This is a genomic window from Cryomorphaceae bacterium (genome assembly GCA_007695365.1).
In the GTDB taxonomy this organism is placed as follows: domain Bacteria; phylum Bacteroidota; class Bacteroidia; order Flavobacteriales_D; family SKUL01; genus SKUL01.
The window spans coordinates 25,405-45,170 of sequence record REDV01000097.1 but is presented as its reverse complement, the minus strand read 5'-3'; the positions used below and the strand labels follow the sequence as shown (position 1 = coordinate 45,170).

Genomic DNA, 19,766 nt, shown 5'->3' with positions numbered 1-19,766 from the left:
TTGCCTACAGCCCGCAAGAGTATTTTACAGGTCGCACCCCTTGGGAGCATCTGGGCATGTTTGCGGCGGGGGGATTGTCGGGAGTCGTAACACAAGGTTATTTTGTGGGTGCAGAAGGTGAGCTCGGTGACTACACCCGCATTGGTCTAGGTGCTGGCACTTATGCCGCCGAGTGGTCGGTAACTTCCCTTATCAAGCAGCGATCTTATGCCAGGTACAACGGCTATCCTCAGGGCGGGTTTTACACCGGACGTTCACAGCTAGCAAAAGGCTATTTATTGGGATATAAATGGTTAAATACAAGCCATAACATATTACTCGGTCAGTAGCATGAAGAATCTGGTTGTTTATGCAAGCCTGTTCTTGCTCAATTCGTGTGTTCACCCATATTTCACCCAAAAGCGATTGGTAAATGATCGATCCCTGCCACATAGATTGAATGCGGAATATATTGATATTTCCTCATTTCATTTTTCAGCAGGACAAAGGATTGGTAGCAAAAGGATTATTTCAGACACCTTGCAGTTACCCGATAAGATGGATTCCATTATCGCAGTTACTTTGAAGGAGTACGGTTTCTCCATTGATAGTCTTGTGAATGAGTCAAGCCTGGCCCTCCTGATTGACCCTTCATTGAGATGGAACAGAAGGAGACTTATCGAGTTTATGCGTACTCAACGTTTTGAGGGAAATACCATGGTTCCAATTGTGTGCTACAATGTAAGTTTGGAACCCGAGAAATCAGGGGGCGGTGGAATCGGGCCAATATATGAAACAGGCAATGACCGCTACCTTATCGGCCAACAAATTTACATCGCTTACTACGAAAATGGAGAGCTGTTGTATCTCAGGAATATATCACGCTGGGACGAAAAAATCGTCCCCTCCGGCACCCCCATCACCCACGAATTTCCGCAGGAAGTGCTCGACACCCTTATGCACATTGCCCTGGAGCCGCTGCTGAAACAAATGGAAAAGGGGCGGTGAGGGTGGATGGGGGTGTGGTGGATGTTGTGAGGCTTGCTATCTTGAGGGCAAGCACATTTTGATTTGTTGTATGATTGCATAGTCAATCAGACGAAAGATATTCAGACGGATATTGATGCAGTTTATCCGTTTGAGACTCAGTAAAAGTAGTTTTACAAAGTGAAATAAGAGAATATGGCTAAGAATGAAATCGTACCACAGGAGACCATTTTAAGCAAGATTTATTTGGTTCGGGATCAACGGGTAATGTTAGATCGGGACTTGGCAGAGCTTTATGATGTAAAGCCAATCAGGCTAAGAGAGCAAGTCAAAAGAAATGAGGAGCGCTTTCCCGAAAATTTTATGTTCCGGCTGACAGAAGAAGAAACCGAAAACATGGTATCGCAAAATGCGATACCTTCCAAACAGCACCTGGGCGGGGCTATGCCGTATGTTTTTACCGAACATGGCGTTTTACAGCTTGCAAATGTCTTGAGAAGTGGCCGTGCAGTACAGATGAGCATAAGCATCATTGAAGTGTTCGTGAAAATGCGTGAAATGCTTCTTACACATAAGGACTTGTTGCTCCAAATGGAAGAAATACGCAAGAAGGTAACTGGCCAGGATGAGAAGATTGATCTCATCTTCAATTATCTGAAGCAGTTTATCAAAGAAAATGAGACCCCGAGAATTCCAATTGGATTCAAATCCAAATAAGATTGATTCATGAATCTACGGAGCCTCTTGTCTGGATTGTTTGTTCTGTAGGCGACATATATTAAACAAAAATCGTCCCCGCCGACACCCCCATCACCCACGAATTCCCTCAAGCCGTGCTCGATACCCTGATGCACATGGCCCTGGAGCCGCTCTTTAGGCAGATGGAGAAGAATTCCTCAAAACGAAAGAAGCGGCAGTAGATAAAACGAAGATTTGTAAATTGTGCTCTGAAACTATTGCTATGACTTTAAGCCCTGTGTGTTCAAAACCCCCGCTCCCGCGCGAAATGAAATTCGACGCAGTCAATCCTTTCGCGTGGGAATGCTGATATATAACGGATTGCTTAACTTTAAACCATAAACCCGCAACATCAATCTCATGTCCAGAAGTCATAAATTCCACAACCCGAAAGGAGTTTATTTTGTAAGCTTCGCGGTAATAGATTGGATTGATGTCTTTAGCCGACGCGACTACCGCGATATCGTACTTGATAGCTTACGGTTTTGTCAAAACGAAAAGGGGATGGAGATTTTCTCTTGGTGCATTATGACCAATCACGTTCATTTGGTATTCAGAACTACAGAAAACCAAAAACCAGACAATGTACTCGGCGATATGAAACGATTCACCAGCGGAAAGATCGTTGAAGCAATAAAAGTCCATCCACAAGAAAGCAGAAAAGAATGGATGTTAGAACATTTCAAAGAGGCTGCAGAAAAATCTTCAAATGTAAAACACTATCAGTTTTGGAGGCATGACAATAAGCCGATAGAATTGTGGAGCAATGCAGTGATAGATGAAAAAGTCAATTATATCCATCAAAATCCGGTTGAAGCAGGTTTTGTTGCCGAGCCACATCATTACCTGTACAGTAGCGCACTGGATTATGCCGGTGAGCAGGGTTTGCTTGAAAATGTTATTTTAGTGGGGTGAAATGGAGACAAGAAATGAACAGGATCAACTCCTTATCAAGTGTACGCCCACGCGAAAGGATTGACTGCGTCGAATTGGTTTTCGCGTAGGAACGGGGGATTTCCGATCACTTTCCGGTATGTGTTGAGATGGAATTTGTTTTGAAATGATACAAATTTTTGTGGCAGAATCTATGTGCGAAACTATTGACAATAAAAAGTTCGGATACTAAATTTGAGATCGTTTTAATCAGTTGATTTTCACAAAACGAAACTGTTCAATTCTTTCACCGTCCATATTTCTGATAATACAGTGATAAACCCCGGGATGTAGCCAACTCACATCAACCTTATTTTCTGAACTTTGCAATTGAACCTCCCGTAGCAATTGACCGGAAAGGTTGTGAATCTGTACTCCGGCGTTGGCGGTAAAATGGCTGAGATTGATATTGAGAATCCGGCTGACAGGATTGGGAAACACAGCTACCGATGAACCCTCAACAGGTTCAATGCCAACAGTCAGCACGTCTATGGTTTCCTCCAAGAGCTCACAACCATCACTTACCACAACGGTGTACAATCCATTTTCTGTCGCCGTGATCACAGTGTCTTCCGAAGAAAAGCCACCGGGGCCTGTCCACAAAAAAGTATAAGTTCCGGAACCACCATTGGCCACAATAGCGATTTCGGTTCCATTCAACACATAATTTACTTCAAAAGCCGGTAAAACGGTCTGGGCATCACCAGTTATTGACCAAGAAAAATCATTGATCAATGCCTGGCGGAATGCCTCACCTTCTTCAGTATATTCCATCCCCACAGCCCCCAGGTTCATGTTGGTTTGTGGAGCCGCATTATACCAACCTTCTAATGTACTGTTGTAGTAGCAGGGGTTCATTCCACAGTTATCGAGCATTCCCTCAAAATCGGTAACAGATGAAACGTCCCAGGTTTCAAGTGACTGATCAAACGCCACCGCGCCAGAAAACATATTCCTCATCGTATTGATGCCTGAGACATCCCATTGATCAAGTGGCTGGTTAAACGAAACGTCATTCCGAAACATGTTGACAAAACCGTTATCATCTACACTGGACACATCCCATGAATTCAGCGGTTGATTGAATGCCGTAGCGTTCCAAAACATATTGTTAATGGTTGTTACGTTCGAAATATTCCAATCATCCAGCGGTTGGTTAAACGCCGAAGCATTCATAAACATTTGGCTCATGCTCTCCACATTCGAAACATTCCAATTTCCAATGGGTTGATTAAAAGACTGAGTTCCCTGAAACATTCCGCTCATGTCGGTTACGCTGGAAACATCCCACTGATCCAGCGGTTGGTTAAATGACCATGCAGAGCCAAACAAACTGGCCATATCGACCACATTTGAAACATCCCAAGAGTTCAGTGGTTGATTGAACAGTTGATTGGCGCAGAACATACAACTCATATCTGTTACATTCGACACATCCCAATTGCCAATGGGTTGGTTGAACGAAGAAGCTGCCGTAAACATGTTTTCCATATTTGTGATGGTAGAAACATCCCAGTTAGAAATAGAAGGATTGATACTGTCCACACCCCAGAACATATAGCTCAGGTCGTTTACACCAGACAAATCGGGCACGTCATCGGCTACCATAGCAAGGTTTTCGCATCCTCTGAATGCGCTTTCGAAACTTTGCCATTCGATATCGCCCCAATGTACAATTTCAATAATTTTGAACTTATCTCCTGACTCATTGAATCTGCTTCGGGGATAGGTGCCACTTACTTCAATGGTATAAACCCCGGTATCGGCATAGGTATGCTCCACAGACAGCTCGCTGCCCTGCCCTGCATAGTTTTCAATGACACCATCACCCCAGGCTATTTCAAAATCGTAAACACTTTGGCTTTCCACTGAAAACCGGACAGTAAAATTATCGGAGATGCCAGGATTGTTTGTTTTCCATTTTGTTATAAACGGAATTTGGCCGTTTAATCCCAATCCGCAGGAAACGAATAATAGTATCAATGGTATAATGCAGCGCATGTTTGAACTTCTGTAGGGTAGTTTATTAAGAATAATTTTCATTGTACACGATTTAAGTTGACCAATTCGAAAATTTGATTCAAAATTCAATTTTGGCGGTTATGGTTTAAACCAAATAACACATCCCGATTCTCCCCTATTTGCCCGGATTTCACCATCCTCCCCAATACAGTCTTCATCGATGTCCCCCACGTGATATTCATAGGGCATGTCGTAATTATCACAATCTTCCAAGCCAGCACAAATATTTGGTAAATTCGTATCGAAACCAATTACATGAGATGTTGCCCATAGATCAAATGAAAATTTAATGAAAGCGAAATGGCCGGTGCATTGGTTCAGTGAGGTACTGTCATTGGGCCCGATACTCTGCTCTGCCAAAGCTGTTGTTCCCATTGGATCACAATCACCATTGCTTGAACAATGCACAATAAATCTTATTGTACATAAGGTGTAGTTACGAATCTCAATCGGTTGGTCAGTAGATTGAATCTGGCCGAATGAAACGATGGTAAGGCCAATAAGAATTACAAGAGAAAAAGTTGTTTTCATAATAAAAAGGATTCGGTTAATAGAATAGTCATTCAAGGAATATGATGCTCAAATGATTAAACATTAGGTAAACCTAAAAAGAAAGATTCAATCTAACAAATATATTTTCAGACGAAAAGAAGGTGTTTCCGTGAATCACAATTGAATTTTTTGAATTCACCGGGCGAGGAATACCCCGCTAGCGCGAAATTCAAGTTCCACGCAGTCAATGCTTTCTCGTGGAATTGATTGTTGTTACTAGAGTATATCTGCATACTAGGACGAAAGTTTGAAAACATGTCCAGAAGTCATAAATTCCACAACCCGAAAGGAGTGTACTTTGTAAGCTTTTCGGTAACAGATTGGATGGGTACGTTTAGCAGACCGGAGCACTGTGGTGTTCGGCTCAAAATCGTAAAACTCAACAATAGTACCGTTGCCGAACCCCCCCCCGATCGTCGTAACGTCTCGCTACGCCGCAGACCACCAGGCCTCCGCCTGTAATTTTGATTGTAAAAAACCGTGTTTTCGTTCCACAACACCTATTCTGCGATACTTGATTTCCACATTGTAAATATACTCGCTTGAGCATTATTTCAAGCAAATTGCAGAAAGGGCCTGATGCGAAAAAAGACCAATCTACTTCTTCCCATCCTCCACAATAGTCAGAAAACGCAACTCTGAATCTACAGGGGTTAATTCCAGCCCATAGCTTTTGAGTTGCTTGTTGAGCATTTCCTTGTCGTGCAGCGGAATCAAAAAGTCATATCGCGCTGTGTCAGGTATTTCGGTCACCACAAAAATGCGGTAATGCGTTTCCAAAATACTCTTAAGCATCTCCATATTGGCATTGATAAGCGAAACACGTGTTGGCGTGAACTTGGTCTCAATTTCTTTCGCCTTTTTCCCTACGCGCAACTGCTCAGCGAGTTTGTCGCTATTGCTGATATCCAGACGGTAAATTTTGGTGAGCTTGTAGCTTGAGTCCACTTTCAGTTCATAGTGTTGCAGCATGTGTCGCAGCAGAATACTCTGCATACTTTGTGTGCTGTCATTAACCTGTAGCGACACGTGCAAACGACGGTCAGCGAGTTTTTCGTTTTCAAATTCAATGCTCAGCGGGTTTTCATTTAACGCGTTCGAAAGTACCCTACGCATTGAACTGAAACGCGTTTCGTATCTGTACGGGCCGGTTTTTAGGGAGTGGTTACCCAAACTGAAATCGGCTACCTCCTCAATCACAATGTTGTACGCCTCATCCTCTATGTTTACCACCGGAGTATCCACAGCCGAAAAAATGGGAATGGCCAGAAATACAAAGTTATGCGTGGCGTGAAACACAACTCCCCAGATAAACCCTTGCCGAAGCCTGATATAGCCAATGATCAGCCCAGCTGCCAACTGCGGAGCTACCAGAAAAGGAGATACGAGCCACATGGTTAAACTCACTTCCCCGAAATTGCTCATGTGCACATACGCAAAGGCCACCGTAAAACCGTAAAATACCCAACGGTAATGTCGTTGCCACACTTTACGAGCCTCTTCATGACCATCTGTAATGTTTTTTCCGCGTAGCTTTGAAGAAATGTACACCACCCATCTCAGCAGGTAATTGCGCCGGTATCGAAGCGGCAGTCGAAAAATGACCTCTTCCAGCAACGGAACCAGGATAACGCCCAACAACAGCAACAAAGGCAGAGGCAAGCCCTGAACCATCCGCATCACCTCATGATTCTGCTGACTGAATACTTCCAGTTGTTCCAAAATAAGGATGGGAACACTTAAAAACATCATCAGGAAAACATCCATGAGCAACAAAGCTCCAAGTTCCTTGAAGTGTGTCAGGAGCGACATTGGCTTTTTGGCCACCTCAACCGGGTGCACCAAAAACATTCGGAACTTTACAAAGAGTGAAAACATCTGGAACGATTTACCAATGGGGAAAGCTAAATAATTTTTGTGGGTTCTTTTCTTTTTTGTTGTTGAATCTGGAAGGAGACTCAGCAGCGTTCTTCCCAGATTTGCACCAAATGAAGAATGGTTTCTACGGCTTTTTCCATGTCCTGAATGCTAACCCATTCGTAGCGTGAGTGAAAACCGTGTCCTCCGGCAAAAACATTCGGACAAGGAAGCCCCATAAACGACAAACGGCTGCCGTCGGTTCCACCGCGAATGGCTCCTTTTTTTAGCTCGAGACCGGCACTCTCAATGGCCTCTTCGGCGTATTGAACCACCCTGGGATGCCGATCAATCACCTCTTTCATGTTGCGGTATTGTTCTTTCACTTCCATTTGATAGGCTGATCCCGGATAGGCTGCCACAGCTTGCTTCAGGCATTGCTCCGTCACCGCTGCATATTCAGGTAACATGTGACTTTCGAATGAGCGTATGATCATTTGAATCTGCACTTTTTCGGCTGTACCCTCCACATGGTAGGGGTGTACAAACCCTTCGCGCCCCGAAGTTTTTTCAGGGCTGAGGCGGTCGGGGAGGAGCTGCGCAAACTGGGCGGCAACTTTGAGTGCGTTTACCATCTTTCCTTTGGCAAAGCCCGGGTGTGCACTTACCCCGCTGATGGTAATGATTGCTCCGTCGGCAGAGAAGGTTTCGTCTTCGAGCGAGCCCGCGGTGGAGCCGTCCATGGTGTATCCATATTCGGCTCCGAGCTTTTCAAGATCAACCTTGTCCACCCCGCGCCCGATTTCTTCGTCGGGTGTAAAGAGCAACCTGATTTTTCCGTGGCAAATGTCAGGGTTGTGAACAAGTTGCCACGCGGCATCCATGATTTCGGCCACTCCGGCCTTGTCGTCTGCGCCTAGCAAGGTAGTGCCGTCGGTGGTGATAATATCGTTGCCGATTTGATTCAGCAATTCGGGGTGGTCTGAAGGGCTTAGAACGGTGTCGAGCCTTCCGGGCAGCACAATATCATGACCCTGATAGTTCTTGTGTACAATGGGTTGCACGTTTGTGCCGGTAAGATCGGGCGAGGTGTCAACATGCGCACAGAAGCAAAGTACGGGAACGTTTTTGTCGGTATTGGCCGGAATGGTGGCATAGACATAGCCATGCTCGTCGAGTTCGGCATCCTCAATGCCCATTTCCTGAAGTTCCTTCACCAGCAAACGCGAGAGGTCTTTTTGCTTTTCCGTGGAGGGGCAACTGGGAGAATTTTCATCACTCTGGGTGTCAATCTTAACGTAACGCAGAAATCGCTCAGCAACAGTATGTTTAAGTTTCATTTCAGAAGGTATTGCGCTTGCGAAGGTAGCGAATCAACGTGAAATCCTCAGGAAACACAGATCATCCGGTCAGGTGTTTCTTTCACTTGAAATTCCACTAAATTTGGCCTCCTAAATTCGTAAATCATGGGACGAGCATTTGAGTTTCGAAAAGAGCGCAAGTTTAAGCGGTGGTCTAAAATGGCCAAGCAGTTTACGCGCATTGGTAAGGATATCGCTATGGCAGTGAAAGAGGGCGGCCCCGACCCCGAAACCAATTCGCGACTGAGGGCTGTGATTCAGAACGCCAAGGCGGTTAACATGCCCAAAGAAAATGTGGAGCGCGCCATCAAGAAGGCCTCGGCTAAAGACTCAGGTGATGATTACAAAGAGTTGATTTATGAAGGTTACGGTCCTCACGGTATTGCTATTTTGGTTGAAACGGCAACCGACAATACCAACCGCACCGTGGCCAATGTGCGTAGCTATTTCACCAAGCACAACGGAAGTCTGGGTACGAGTGGCTCGGTGGAGTTTATGTTTGAACGCAAGTGCCATTTTAAGATTGTGAAAACCGGCCAAGACCTCGAGGAATTGGAATTGGAACTCATTGATTTTGGCGCCGAAGAAGTGTTTGACGAAGAGGATGGTGTGATGATTTACGGCCCTTTTGAAGCCTTTGGAGCCATCCAGAAAGCCCTTGAAGAAATGGGAGCAGAGATCATTTCATCTGGGTTTGAGCGCATTCCAACCACCACCAAAAAACTTACTGAAGAACAGGAAGCAGAGGTAGAAAAGCTACTCGAAAAGATTGAAGATGACGATGACGTGCAGCAGGTGTACCACACCATGGGGTAGCTGGGATAGTTGCTTCGAGGCACTTTTCTGTTCAAAGACCGGTTAAAAATCTTTAAAATTGTTTTGAACCGATAGTAAAACAAGACTTTCGGTTTTGTATTGAGGGCATTATGGGGTAGTTTTGGCCAACCTGCGATGAAGATAACCACGGTTGGCATAACGTTTTTCTGGCTGTTTTCCCCATTTATCCTACCCTTGGGTGATGTACATGCCCAACACCTTCACATGAAATACACAAGTGGAAACCAGGCTTTCTACTCACTGGAGGATGTGCGCAAACTCACCTATACAGAGGAAACCATCAGCCTGCATCTCAACAACGGCTCGGTATATACGTGGAGTCTGGAAGTGTTGAGGTACTTCAACTACCAGGAGCCTACGTCTATTCAGGAGGAATTACTTGAGCTTACGCAGGAACTCACTGCGCACATTTTTCCGAATCCTGCGCGTTCGCATGTTACTATTCAGTACGAGTTAAAGGATGCTTCTGAGCTGCGTGTGGAAGTTTACAGCCTCAGCGGCCTAAGGGTTCGCGAGCTTCACGAGGGTACGCAGCCCCCGGGGTTGCATGAGCTTCAGTGGAATGTTCACGGCCTTTCACCGGGTACCTATCTGTGCAGACTGAGTACGCCAACTGCATCCGTCACCACTAAAGTTGTTGTACAACCATGAGAAATTTCTACCTCTTTTGCATTTCGTTGATGATTGGTTCTACAAGCATTTTGAATGCCCAAAGTACCATGAACATTTACCTCAATGACGGTAGTGTGATGCAAATTCCGCTGAATCAGATTGACAGCGTAACCCACAGCATGGATGGAGACCCGCTTTTTGAACCGCTGGTAGAAACAACCGGCGTTGATTGTGTGCTGAAAGATCGGTTTGAAGCCATGGGTGAGGTGTTGAACGACGGCGGATTGGATGTTACATCTCGCGGAATTTGCTGGAGTACTTCTCCCGGGCCCACGGTTGCCGACAATGTGCTGGAGGCAGGCAGTGGCATGGGTGCATTTATGGTAGAACTGACCGACCTTCAAATGGAAACAAGTTATTATGTTCGGGCGTTCGCAGAAAACGGCATGGGGGTAGGCTATGGCGAAGTAATTGAGGTCTCGACCCCCGGTGTAATCGACGATTTCCTGAATGCTGCTCTCGAGTACGGAGAGGTAAGTGACATTGAAGGTAACACCTACGCCACTATCATTGTGGGAGACCAGGAATGGATGGCCGAAAACCTTCGGGCTACAACGTACAGCAACGGCGATGAGATTCCCATTGTTATGGATGATGAGGTGTGGGAATGGCTGGATGATGGTGCATGTGCATGGTACATGAATGATTGCAATACCGAAATTCCCTACGGCAGACTGTACAACTGGCATGCAGTAGAGGACGATCGAAATATTTGCCCTGCGGGCTGGCACGTGCCCTCCAATGAAGAGTGGGACGAACTTACCGACTTATTTGGCGGTATGGCAGCAGGCGGAGCCTTGAAAAGCGCCGGAACCCAGTACTGGTTTGAGCCCAATATGGGAGGCTCCAATGAGAGCGGAATGTCATTGCTCCCGGGAGGGTTCAGGGAAGATGACGGCTTTTTTAATGCTTTGGGTGTGATGGCCTGCTACTGGACATCTACTGACTTCGGTCCTAACGAGGCTTTTTACCGCGAGCTGAGCTACGGACATAACAACGTGTTTACTACCTTCGAGCATCGCAGAAGCGGATTCTCAGTTCGCTGTGTAAAAGATTGATGGCTTTCAGGCGGGAAGCATCCTACGGTTAAAGAGCTGCTCAATTTTTTGATACAAAGGCAAAGGCCTGAAGGTTCGCCAGTTGTTGAATGTGTTGAAAGAACCCCCCATCGCCATGTACTGGTCAATGCCCGCACTACTCATTTCGGCCAACACAAAATCGCGGAAGTTGAGCAGGCAAATCCAGCCGTCTTCCTCGCTTACTTCTTCAAACCACTCTTCGTAGTAGCAATCGTCGGAGGCGTGAAAGTTCAATACGTTTTCTCCGATGAGAATAAATTTGTGAATGCCTTCGTATTGCAGATGTTCAATGATGTCGCGCTTCAGTGTCATGATGTCATTGTGAAGACAGTCATTCCACTCGCCAATCATTTCAATGATGCAGAACCCTTCGTCGTAATCCGCAAAAAGAAGCTTGATAAACAAGGAGGGTGAGCCCATATTGTCCCACTGCGGGTGGATGTAGTGGTCGTAGATGTGATCGGTGTACGTAAACTCGCTGTACTCGCGTGCAAAAAAGGGCGAGCGTTCATCTGCTTCAGCGGCGTAAAGATTACGCCAATCGTAATAAGGTTCAAGGTCTTGCATCAGTCTTCACGTTGGGCCTCCAGGGCTTTTCTCACACTGCCGTATTTTGTTAACAAGCGGTGGGCCTCGTGGGTTGAGCAGCCCAGTTGCTCGGCAATCATTCGGGTTCCTCTCTCAACGAGTTTTTGGTTGCTCAATTGCATATCAACCATCCGATTTCCTTTTACCCGCTGCAGCCGGATCATGACTGCCGTGGAAATCATATTGAGGGTTAATTTCTGGGCTGTGCCTGATTTCATTCGGGTGCTGCCGGTTACAAATTCAGGGCCTACTTCTACCTCGATGGGGTAGGCGGCAGTGCGGGCGAGGGGAGACCCTGGGTTGCAGGTAATACACCCTGTGCCGATGCCACGACGGTTGCATTGTTCCAGCGCACCAACTACATATGGCGTGGTGCCGGACGCCGCTATTCCTATCACAAAATCTTTATCGTTTACCTGATGACTTTCCAGGTCTTTCCAGCCTTGCAGCGGGTCGTCTTCGGCAAATTCTACGGCTTTTCGGATGGCTGCATCACCGCCGGCAATCAATCCAATAACCCAATTGTGGGGCACGCCAAAGGTAGGCGGACATTCAGAGGCATCAACAATTCCCAGCCGACCGCTGGTGCCGGCACCTAGGTAGAACAACCTGCCTCCTTGTTTCATCCGGCTCACAACCTCATGCACCACCGCTTCAATCTGATTGATAGATTGAGCCACGGCCATTGGTACACTGTGGTCTTCGCGATTGATATTCTCCAGCAACGCACGCACAGGCATTTGTTCCAGGTTGTCGTATCGGGAGGACGCTTCTGTGATTTTCTTACTCATGGATAAAAGGTACAAAAAAACTCCCGCCAAAGGACGGGAGTTTTAATCATTTCAGAGTGATAATGGTTACTTGAAAATCACCTTGGTAGTTGCCCGTTTACCATCAAACCAGAGCGCGGCTACATACATGCCGCTTTCTATGTTTCGGCGCTGCAGGGTGTAGCGTGTGTTGTTCACGTTTTCAATCATGATACGCTGTCCGCGCAAGTCGTACAACTCAATGTAGTCAATACGCTCACCTTTGGTTTCGAAAGTGACGAAGTCGGTTGCAGGGTTGGGGAAAACATCCAACTCTACAATTTTCTCAGGAGCCTCGTCAATACCTGTTACAAGATCGAGTGCCGCGATGATACGTGGAACGAGGTATCCCTGAATGGTGTCGATGTGCGCAAGTCCTTTCTCAGGTCCCATGCCCGGGTTACCGGCAACACCTTGCTGGTGCAGATTATTGGCATCAACATTGGCACCTGTTGCTGCATTGTATGCGGCTACTACTGCCTGAAGGGTGTTGAAGTCCCACCAGTCCCAGGGGCTTCCTTCGTTCAAAAAGACATTCAGTGGGTTGATTGGACGAAGGAAAGGGAACAATCCTTCGGGCGTAGAAGCAACCGTGATGGTGTTGTTGGGAGCAGGGTAGATGTATTCGTAAGTCTGCCCGTAGTGCGAACGTGCTGCGTCCGTGTAGGGGTCCGATGGGAAATCGGCAAAAACATTGTTGTTGCCCAGGTCATTGGCTTTTTGAATGAAGAAGTTGGAACCGTGTACATCTACTACATCTTCGTTTGTGGTAGGCACAATTACTGTTCCTTCGTCAAAAGGAGCAAAGGGGTCGCGAATGGTGTGGAACGCCACGTGGGGCGCTTCGCCACCGGTCATCCATGATTCATCGCCCAAAGCACCGCCGGCGTTGGCGGCAAAAGCAAAGTCAGAGCTTATTCCCATATCCTGGTAGAGGTTCAGAAATCCGCCGTAGCCATCAAGCCCTCCAACAATGTTTACATCTACGTAAGAGTTACCGGTGTTGCTGTCAATGAATTTTGGCAGGAAGAGTTCTTGTATATCATCCAGATAGTTCAAGGTGTTTACAACGTAACCTCCGGTGCCATGACCATAAACCACAATTTTGTCGGGGTCAATACCAAGCTCAACCGCGTTGGCTTTGAGGTGGCGAATACACATTTGGATATCCTGAAAAGCGCGGTAAACAGCATTGAGCAGGGTTCCGCGACGCACATCAGGGTCGGTTGAAACGGGGTTCCACCCCAGGCGGTAAGAGGCATTCACGGCTACAAAGCCACGCTTGGCCCACTGCTTGGCGAGGTTTACACCCGAGCTGTCAATTTTACTTCCGGTAATACCACCATTTACAATGGGAGGCAGAAAATTACCGGTGTGCAGAAAAATAATGGCAGGGCGCTCGTTTTCGTCATCAGCCGCATCAGAGGGCTTGCGGATATCCATCTTAATATCAGTCACCTTGATAGCGGTTGAGCTGGCGGGATTATAATACTCTTCCGGGATGGGATTACCACCTCCAATTGCTGTTTGAATAGCTATCAGGTCAGCTTGCACTGCCGCCGGGTCACTGAGGTTCGAAAAGAGGAAATCAATGTTTGTGGCATAGGTCACATCCATGCTGGTTTCAATCTCACTGCTCGTGAAAATCTCGGTTAAATACCTCTGTGCTTGAGTGTTGATGCCCATCAGCAGGGCGGTAAACATCAGAGATGCGGGTAGTAATTTTTTCATGTTCATGCGGTTTTGGTTTATGGGATGAAGTTAGCAATTATTTTTTGTCGAACTCGAACAACACTGAAAAATAAACCAATCTTCCAACGAATGGTCCGCCGTACACTTGCAATACATCGTTTCTTACCATTCGGTTGAATGCATCTCCACGTCCATCAAAGAGCGGACGAATACCAAAGAGGTTGCTTCCGCCCAGTTTGAACGTAGATTTCCACTTGGGAATGCGGAGGCTGATGGCAGCGTCGAAAAGGTCGTAGGAATCAATCATACCGGTAAATTGCGGTGAGCCTTCAAAGAGAAAGCCTTCAATCCATTTGTAGTTGGCCGAAAAGCCCCAGTTCTGCAATCCAAACATTTTCACATCCCGACCGGAGATACCGAGGTTGAATTTGTGTTCAGGTGTGTTGAAAGCCGGGATAATGGGGTCTTCAGAATCACGCATATCCAGCCTGTTGAATGAGTAGTTAAAATTGAGCGTGTAGTTCTTAAAGTAGTAATTGAGTCCTCCGGTGAAACCCTGGGTGGTTACCATGTCCTGGGAGTTGGTAGAAATTCGGTAAGCCTGCACATTGGTAGGGGCACCACTCAAGGGGTTTACTTCAAGGTCAACCCCCAAAATAAATCCGATGAAATCGGTGTACCAACTGTGGTAGTATCCCAAATCCATATACAGCCGATCCCAGAGGGTGGTGCGATAGCCTAACTCCAGGGTGCGCACTTGTTCGGGTTTTACGGGATTCACATCAAAATACTCTAATTTTCCAAGGCCTTCCACCAACGACGGGGTGTTGATGTATTCGCCGAATGACTCTAGAGTAACGAGGTTTTCATAGCCATCAAGGTTACCCAGCAGTATAGCCCTTCCTACATCGTAAAAAAGATACTGGTCTGCAAGGGTTGGATTCCGAACAGCGCTCGAAAAAGAAAACCTGAAGTTATGATTGATATTGGGGGTGTAAACCAAAGAAGCAGCCGGAGAAAACACAGGATCGAAATTCTCGTTGTGGTCCATTCGGCCACTCAGGTTAAGTTTGAGCTGGTCTTCCATGAATTTCTTTTCATAACCAACGTAAATACCGTATTCGGCATTGGTGATGCGGCGGTACGAAGAATCTGTTTTTACAACCTCTCCGTCAATCACCTCGCGGGTGTACTGAAGGGTATCGCTAAAAATGGTTCCTCGCGTGTTGGGTGTGTAAAGCCGTCCATTTGCACCGGCAATTACGGTTCCCCAGTTCACATCCCACATTTTGGGTTCCCATTTGTATTCGCCGTGTATGTGGTACAGTGCCGATCGGTCAAAAAATCGAGAACCACCTTCTGTAAAAGTGCGGCTGGTTATGTCGTCAAACCTTTCCTGAAACTCGGGAGTTCCGGGTTCAAGTCTGGCACTCTGGTTACCACTTGCCTGGGTGTCGGCATTCTTGCGGGTTTCATCGTGCCACTGCTGAAGCAGCTCAGGGTTGCTCTGAAGCCATGATTCCACTTCCGGAACAAACTCTTGCCGCCATGCTAAATTGGCTGCTGAGAAAGCCGCCTGCGCCTGCGCAAAGTCGTCGTATTCGGTGCCGATGCCCGCAATGAAGTCGCCGATAGAAGGCGCCGGATTTGAGCTCAGTAAATTTTGATATTCAGAACTGTTAATGATTTGAGGGCGAATAATCTGGTTCCAGTATTGCGAGTAGTTGGTGTTCCAGGCGGTATTGCTTTTTGCTTCGTTTTGAAGGATAAATGCAGTCGCCACGGCATCATAGGTATTACCGGCGTCTTCGTGGGTGGCATAAGCGCGGATAAAGAATTTGTCTTCCTGCCTGATTTCAATACGGTTTTGAAAAAAGAGCACATCCTGCAGGCGGTATCGGTTATCTCCCTGGTAAACAGTAGATCCGTTGGAAAAGTTAAAGTTATAGCTCAACTCTGTTTTGGGCGTTACTTTGTAGTACAGTCCCATATTGGTCTTGAGGTTGTCCGTGCTGTAGTCCATCAGGTCGCTTTCCCAATAGCCGGTTCGGTAAAAGATACCAAGCCCCGGCGAGTTGAAGCGCTGCCCGAGAGTCTGTGAAAAGTTGTTTCCACCTGCAAGGTCTTCGTCTCCATAACGGTTTACGGCATCGTATCCTCCGGGGTTATCGGCACCAACCGGCGAGCCATCTACCGGCGCTGCGTTGGTAGCTTCCCAGTCTTGTGCCTGCATGTACAGCACATTGAGCTTGTAGGCAAATTTGTCCTCGCCGGCGCTGTTTTTGATTACATCGGCCCAGCGCATGGCAAATTGGTAAAGGTTTCTTTCACCCACTTTCATTTCTGCGGTGAGTCCTTGAAAAACAAAGGGGTTTTTGGTGGTCATGCTCACCACTCCGTTGAAAGCCCCGGGGCCATAAAAGGCCGAGCTTGCTCCGGCGATGAGGTCCACGCGCATCACGTCCAGATCGGAGGCGCCCAAAAAGTTTCCGAGACTGAAGTTGAGTCCGGGCGATTGGTTGTCCACTCCGTCAATCAGTTGAAGTGACCTTACCGGAGATGTGCTGTTGAAGCCTCGGGTATTGATAATCTTAAACGCCAAACTGGGGGAGGTAAGGTCAACCCCCTTGAGGTTACCCAAACCTTCGTAGAAATTACCGGATGGGGTTTCCTTGATGGCAATGATGTCCATGGTTTCTACTGTGAGCGCCGCCTGCTTTTGCCGTTCGTCTATCCGCTCGCCCACAATTTCCACCTCTTTCATCAGGATATCATCCGTAGATAGCTTGAACCGGAGCTTTTCGTCGAAGGAATTTACCGTGAACTCGCGCGTAACGTACCCTACGAATGACACTTCGAGTACAATGGGTAACGATTCTTCGGTAGTGATGGCGAATTTTCCGTCAATGTCTACAATGGCTCCTGTGGTGGTTCCTTTGATTCGAACAGTAGCTCCAATAAGCGGGTCACCGGTAATCTGATCGGAAACACTTCCTGAGATGGTGATTTTTTGGGCCTGGATAGATTCCGCAGAACATAACAATCCGAAAAAAAGGCAGAAAACTCCGAAAATCTGCCGGAATGACTTCAGCATGAACAGGTGTTTGTTTGGGTTGGTCTCACTTCGCTACCAAATGTAGAAAAAAATGACGCAAATCATCTGCATGCCGAATATTTCTATCCGACCGCAATTTTCACCCAAACATGAAAGCTAATAAATGGCCGGGAAAGTCGCCGGATCAGCCTCGTGCATGATGTCGTAGGCAGCTTCCACAATATCGTCAACGCTTGGTTTGGAGAAGTAATCTCCATCCGATCCGTAGGCTGGGCGGTGGGCCTTGGCCGACAACGTACGGGGCTCGCTATCCAGATGGTAGTACGCCTTCTGACCGTTTACCACCTGATCGAGCATATAAGCGGTAGCGCCTCCGGGCACGTCTTCGTCCACAAACAGCACCCGGTTTGTTTTGCGGATGGAGTCTGAAATGAGGTGGTTCACGTCAAAAGGAAGCAAGGTTCGCACATCCACCAGCTCCACGTCAATGCCGAGTTCTTCGAGTTGCCCGGCAGCTCGGGTGCATAGGTTAAAGGTTGAGCCGTACGAAACGATGGTGAGGTCATTTCCTGCGCGGGTAATTTCCGGAATTCCCAAAGGCAAGGTGAAATCGCCCAGGTTGTTGGGCAGGGTTTCCTTGGAGCGGTAGCCGTTCAATGGCTCTACCACCAACGCGGGTTCGTCGCTCTGCAACAAAGTGTTGTACATGCCTGCTGCGGTGAGCATGTTTCGCGGAACACACACATGAACCCCACGTACAAGGTGAATGATTCCTCCCATTGGGGAGCCAGCATGCCAGATGCCTTCCAGTCGGTGTCCGCGTGTGCGCACAATCAATGGTGCTTTCTGTCCGGCCTTGGTGCGGTACTGCACAGTAGCCAGGTCGTCGCTCATGATTTGCAGGCAGTAGAGCAGGTAGTCCAGGTACTGAATTTCGGCAATGGGGCGCAGGCCTCGCATGGCCATCCCTATTCCCTGACCCACAATGGTGGCCTCGCGGATTCCTGTATCGGTAACGCGCAGGGTGCCAAATTTTTCCTGCATCCCCTCCATGCTCTGATTCACACCGCCAATTTTACCTGTGTCTTCTCCAAATGTGAGAAGAGTAGGGTATTTGCGGAAAAGAGCCTCGAAATTATCGCGCAGGATAATGCGACCATCTACCTTAGGTGCGTCATCTGCAAAAGTGGGAGCTACCATCCTGATATTTTCTGTCCGTTCTGCGCTTTCGGAGTGCAATTGTCCGCTGTAGCGATCGTGATTCAGTTCTTTTTGCTCCCGGTACCAGGCTGCCAACTGATTGCGGGTGGCAGAGTTTTCACTTCTGGAGGCTCTCAGGCCTTTGCGAACTGCTGTAAAAATGTCTTTTCGGGTCGCATCGAAAGCGGTTTTCAACTCCTCGATTGCCGCATGAATCAATGAAGCGTTGGAGCTTTCGGTTGCAAGTTTTTCCAGTAATTCAGTGGCTGCAGCAATTTCAGCTTTAATAGGGTGGGTAAAGGCTTCCCATGCGGCTTTCTGCTCGGCACGCACGGTTTTTTTGGCTTCGGCTTCAATCGCGTCTAATTCCTCGGCGGTGGCAATGGCTTCACCTTCATACCTGAATTCCAGGATCCATTTGCGGAACTGGTTGTTGCAATCGAATTCTTTTCCCCACTCAAGCAGCTCCTTACTTTTGTAGCGCTCGTGCGAGCCTGAGGTTGAGTGCCCCTGGGGTTGGGTCACTTCCTCCACGTGAATTAATACCGGCACGTGCTCTTCGCGGGCTATGCGCACGCCTCTTTCGTACGCAAGACACAATCCAGCATAATCCCAGCCTTTTACGTTGATAATTTCCCAACCTGCCGCTTCGGGTGAGCGTTTAAATCCGGCAAGCGCCGCTGATATACTTTCCTTGGTGGTTTGGTATTTTTTGGGAACGGAAATTCCCCATCCGTCATCCCACACAGAAAGCACCATGGGCACCTGCAATACACCGGCTGCGTTTACGGTCTCCCAAAAAAGGCCCTCAGAGGTACTTGCATCGCCAATGGTTCCGAAAGCCACTTCACGACCGGCACGGCTCAGGTGGTCAAAACTGTGCAATTGCTCGTTTTCGCGAAACACCTTAGAAGCCAGCGCAAGCCCTAAAAGACGAGGCATCTGTCCGGCTGTGGGTGAAATATCGGCAGAACTGTTTTTCAGCTCAGTAAGGTTTTTCCAGTTTCCGTTTTCGTCAATGGTACGCGTGGCAAAGTGTCCACCCATTTGCCTTCCGCCCGAAGTGGGTTCCGCGTCCAAATCAGGATGTGCATAAAGCGCGGCAAAGGCCTGTTGCACGGTAAGCTCTCCAATGGCCATCATGAAGGTTTGGTCGCGATAATATCCTGAACGCCAGTCGCCATTTTGAAATTGCTTGGCCATGGCAATCTGCGCTACTTCCTTTCCGTCGCCAAAAATCCCAAACTTGGCTTTACCCGTGAGCACCTCTTTCCGTCCGAGGAGTGAAGCCTCGCGGCTCATACAGGCCAAACGGTAGTCGTTAAGGATTTCCTGAACGTATTGAGAGATGTCGGTTGGGGTGAGTTGTGTTTCTGTGGACATAAGCAGCAATGTTAAAGCAGCA

Annotated in this window: 16 protein-coding genes; 7 read left to right on the top strand and 9 right to left on the bottom strand. The window is 47.5% G+C overall.

The window, feature by feature from the left end:
- Positions 1 to 56: 56 nt before the first annotated feature.
- The 4 genes from EA392_10500 to EA392_10485 all read left to right on the top strand — a co-directional run bounded on the left by EA392_10500 (position 57) and on the right by EA392_10485 (position 2,619).
- Positions 57 to 329: a hypothetical protein gene (locus EA392_10500; protein ID TVR38314.1), complete on the top strand. Its 273-nt coding sequence runs from the start codon at positions 57 to 59 to the stop codon at positions 327 to 329.
- Position 330: 1 nt separating this feature from the next.
- Positions 331 to 987: a hypothetical protein gene (locus EA392_10495; protein TVR38313.1), complete on the top strand. Its 657-nt coding sequence runs from the start codon at positions 331 to 333 to the stop codon at positions 985 to 987.
- A 174-nt stretch (positions 988 to 1,161) separates the two neighbouring features.
- Positions 1,162 to 1,683, top strand: a complete 522-nt coding sequence (locus EA392_10490; GenBank protein ID TVR38312.1) for an ORF6N domain-containing protein — start codon at positions 1,162 to 1,164, stop codon at positions 1,681 to 1,683.
- 381 nt (positions 1,684 to 2,064) lie between these two features.
- Complete coding sequence (locus EA392_10485) at positions 2,065 to 2,619, top strand: transposase (GenBank protein TVR38311.1); 555 nt, start codon at positions 2,065 to 2,067, stop codon at positions 2,617 to 2,619.
- A 228-nt stretch (positions 2,620 to 2,847) separates the two neighbouring features.
- On the opposite strand, the gene EA392_10480 is transcribed toward EA392_10485, so the two are convergent.
- The 4 genes from EA392_10480 to pepT form a co-directional block, all read right to left on the bottom strand.
- The gene (locus EA392_10480) at positions 2,848 to 4,680 is read right to left on the bottom strand and encodes a BspA family leucine-rich repeat surface protein (GenBank protein TVR38310.1); all 1,833 of its coding nucleotides are present in this window, start codon (positions 4,678 to 4,680) and stop codon (positions 2,848 to 2,850) included.
- Between the two features lie 57 nt (positions 4,681 to 4,737).
- Positions 4,738 to 5,190, bottom strand: a complete 453-nt coding sequence (locus tag EA392_10475) for a hypothetical protein (GenBank protein TVR38309.1) — start codon at positions 5,188 to 5,190, stop codon at positions 4,738 to 4,740.
- 618 nt (positions 5,191 to 5,808) lie between these two features.
- The gene (locus tag EA392_10470) at positions 5,809 to 7,089 is read right to left on the bottom strand and encodes a CPBP family intramembrane metalloprotease (GenBank protein ID TVR38308.1); all 1,281 of its coding nucleotides are present in this window, start codon (positions 7,087 to 7,089) and stop codon (positions 5,809 to 5,811) included.
- An 80-nt stretch (positions 7,090 to 7,169) separates the two neighbouring features.
- A complete protein-coding gene (gene pepT / locus EA392_10465; protein TVR38307.1) occupies positions 7,170 to 8,408 on the bottom strand; it encodes a peptidase T in 1,239 nt (412 codons plus the stop codon).
- Between the two features lie 126 nt (positions 8,409 to 8,534).
- Here pepT and EA392_10460 point away from each other — a divergent pair, with 126 nt between their 5' ends.
- From EA392_10460 to EA392_10450, 3 genes are all read left to right on the top strand, one after another.
- Complete coding sequence (locus EA392_10460) at positions 8,535 to 9,245, top strand: YebC/PmpR family DNA-binding transcriptional regulator (protein TVR38306.1); 711 nt, start codon at positions 8,535 to 8,537, stop codon at positions 9,243 to 9,245.
- A 135-nt stretch (positions 9,246 to 9,380) separates the two neighbouring features.
- Complete coding sequence (locus EA392_10455; GenBank protein ID TVR38305.1) at positions 9,381 to 9,917, top strand: T9SS C-terminal target domain-containing protein; 537 nt, start codon at positions 9,381 to 9,383, stop codon at positions 9,915 to 9,917.
- Positions 9,914 to 10,996, top strand: a complete 1,083-nt coding sequence (locus tag EA392_10450; protein TVR38304.1) for a hypothetical protein — start codon at positions 9,914 to 9,916, stop codon at positions 10,994 to 10,996. Before EA392_10455 ends, EA392_10450 begins: the two co-directional genes overlap by 4 nt.
- A 6-nt stretch (positions 10,997 to 11,002) precedes the next feature.
- Here EA392_10450 and EA392_10445 read toward each other — a convergent pair whose 3' ends face one another.
- The 5 genes from EA392_10445 to EA392_10425 form a co-directional block, all read right to left on the bottom strand.
- Positions 11,003 to 11,584, bottom strand: coding sequence for a hypothetical protein (locus EA392_10445; protein TVR38303.1), 582 nt, complete (start codon positions 11,582 to 11,584; stop codon positions 11,003 to 11,005).
- Positions 11,584 to 12,396, bottom strand: a complete 813-nt coding sequence (locus tag EA392_10440; GenBank protein TVR38302.1) for an N-acetylmuramic acid 6-phosphate etherase — start codon at positions 12,394 to 12,396, stop codon at positions 11,584 to 11,586. Before EA392_10440 ends, EA392_10445 begins: the two co-directional genes overlap by 1 nt.
- 66 nt (positions 12,397 to 12,462) lie before the next feature.
- Positions 12,463 to 14,151, bottom strand: a complete 1,689-nt coding sequence (locus tag EA392_10435; protein ID TVR38301.1) for a T9SS C-terminal target domain-containing protein — start codon at positions 14,149 to 14,151, stop codon at positions 12,463 to 12,465.
- Positions 14,152 to 14,182: 31 nt separating this feature from the next.
- Positions 14,183 to 17,200 carry a TonB-dependent receptor gene (locus tag EA392_10430; protein ID TVR38300.1) on the bottom strand — a complete coding sequence of 1,006 codons (3,018 nt, stop codon included), beginning with the start codon at positions 17,198 to 17,200 and terminating at the stop codon, positions 14,183 to 14,185.
- Positions 17,201 to 17,317: 117 nt separating this feature from the next.
- Positions 17,318 to 19,744, bottom strand: coding sequence for a transketolase (locus EA392_10425; GenBank protein ID TVR38317.1), 2,427 nt, complete (start codon positions 19,742 to 19,744; stop codon positions 17,318 to 17,320).
- Between the last annotated feature and the right edge of the window lie 22 nt (positions 19,745 to 19,766).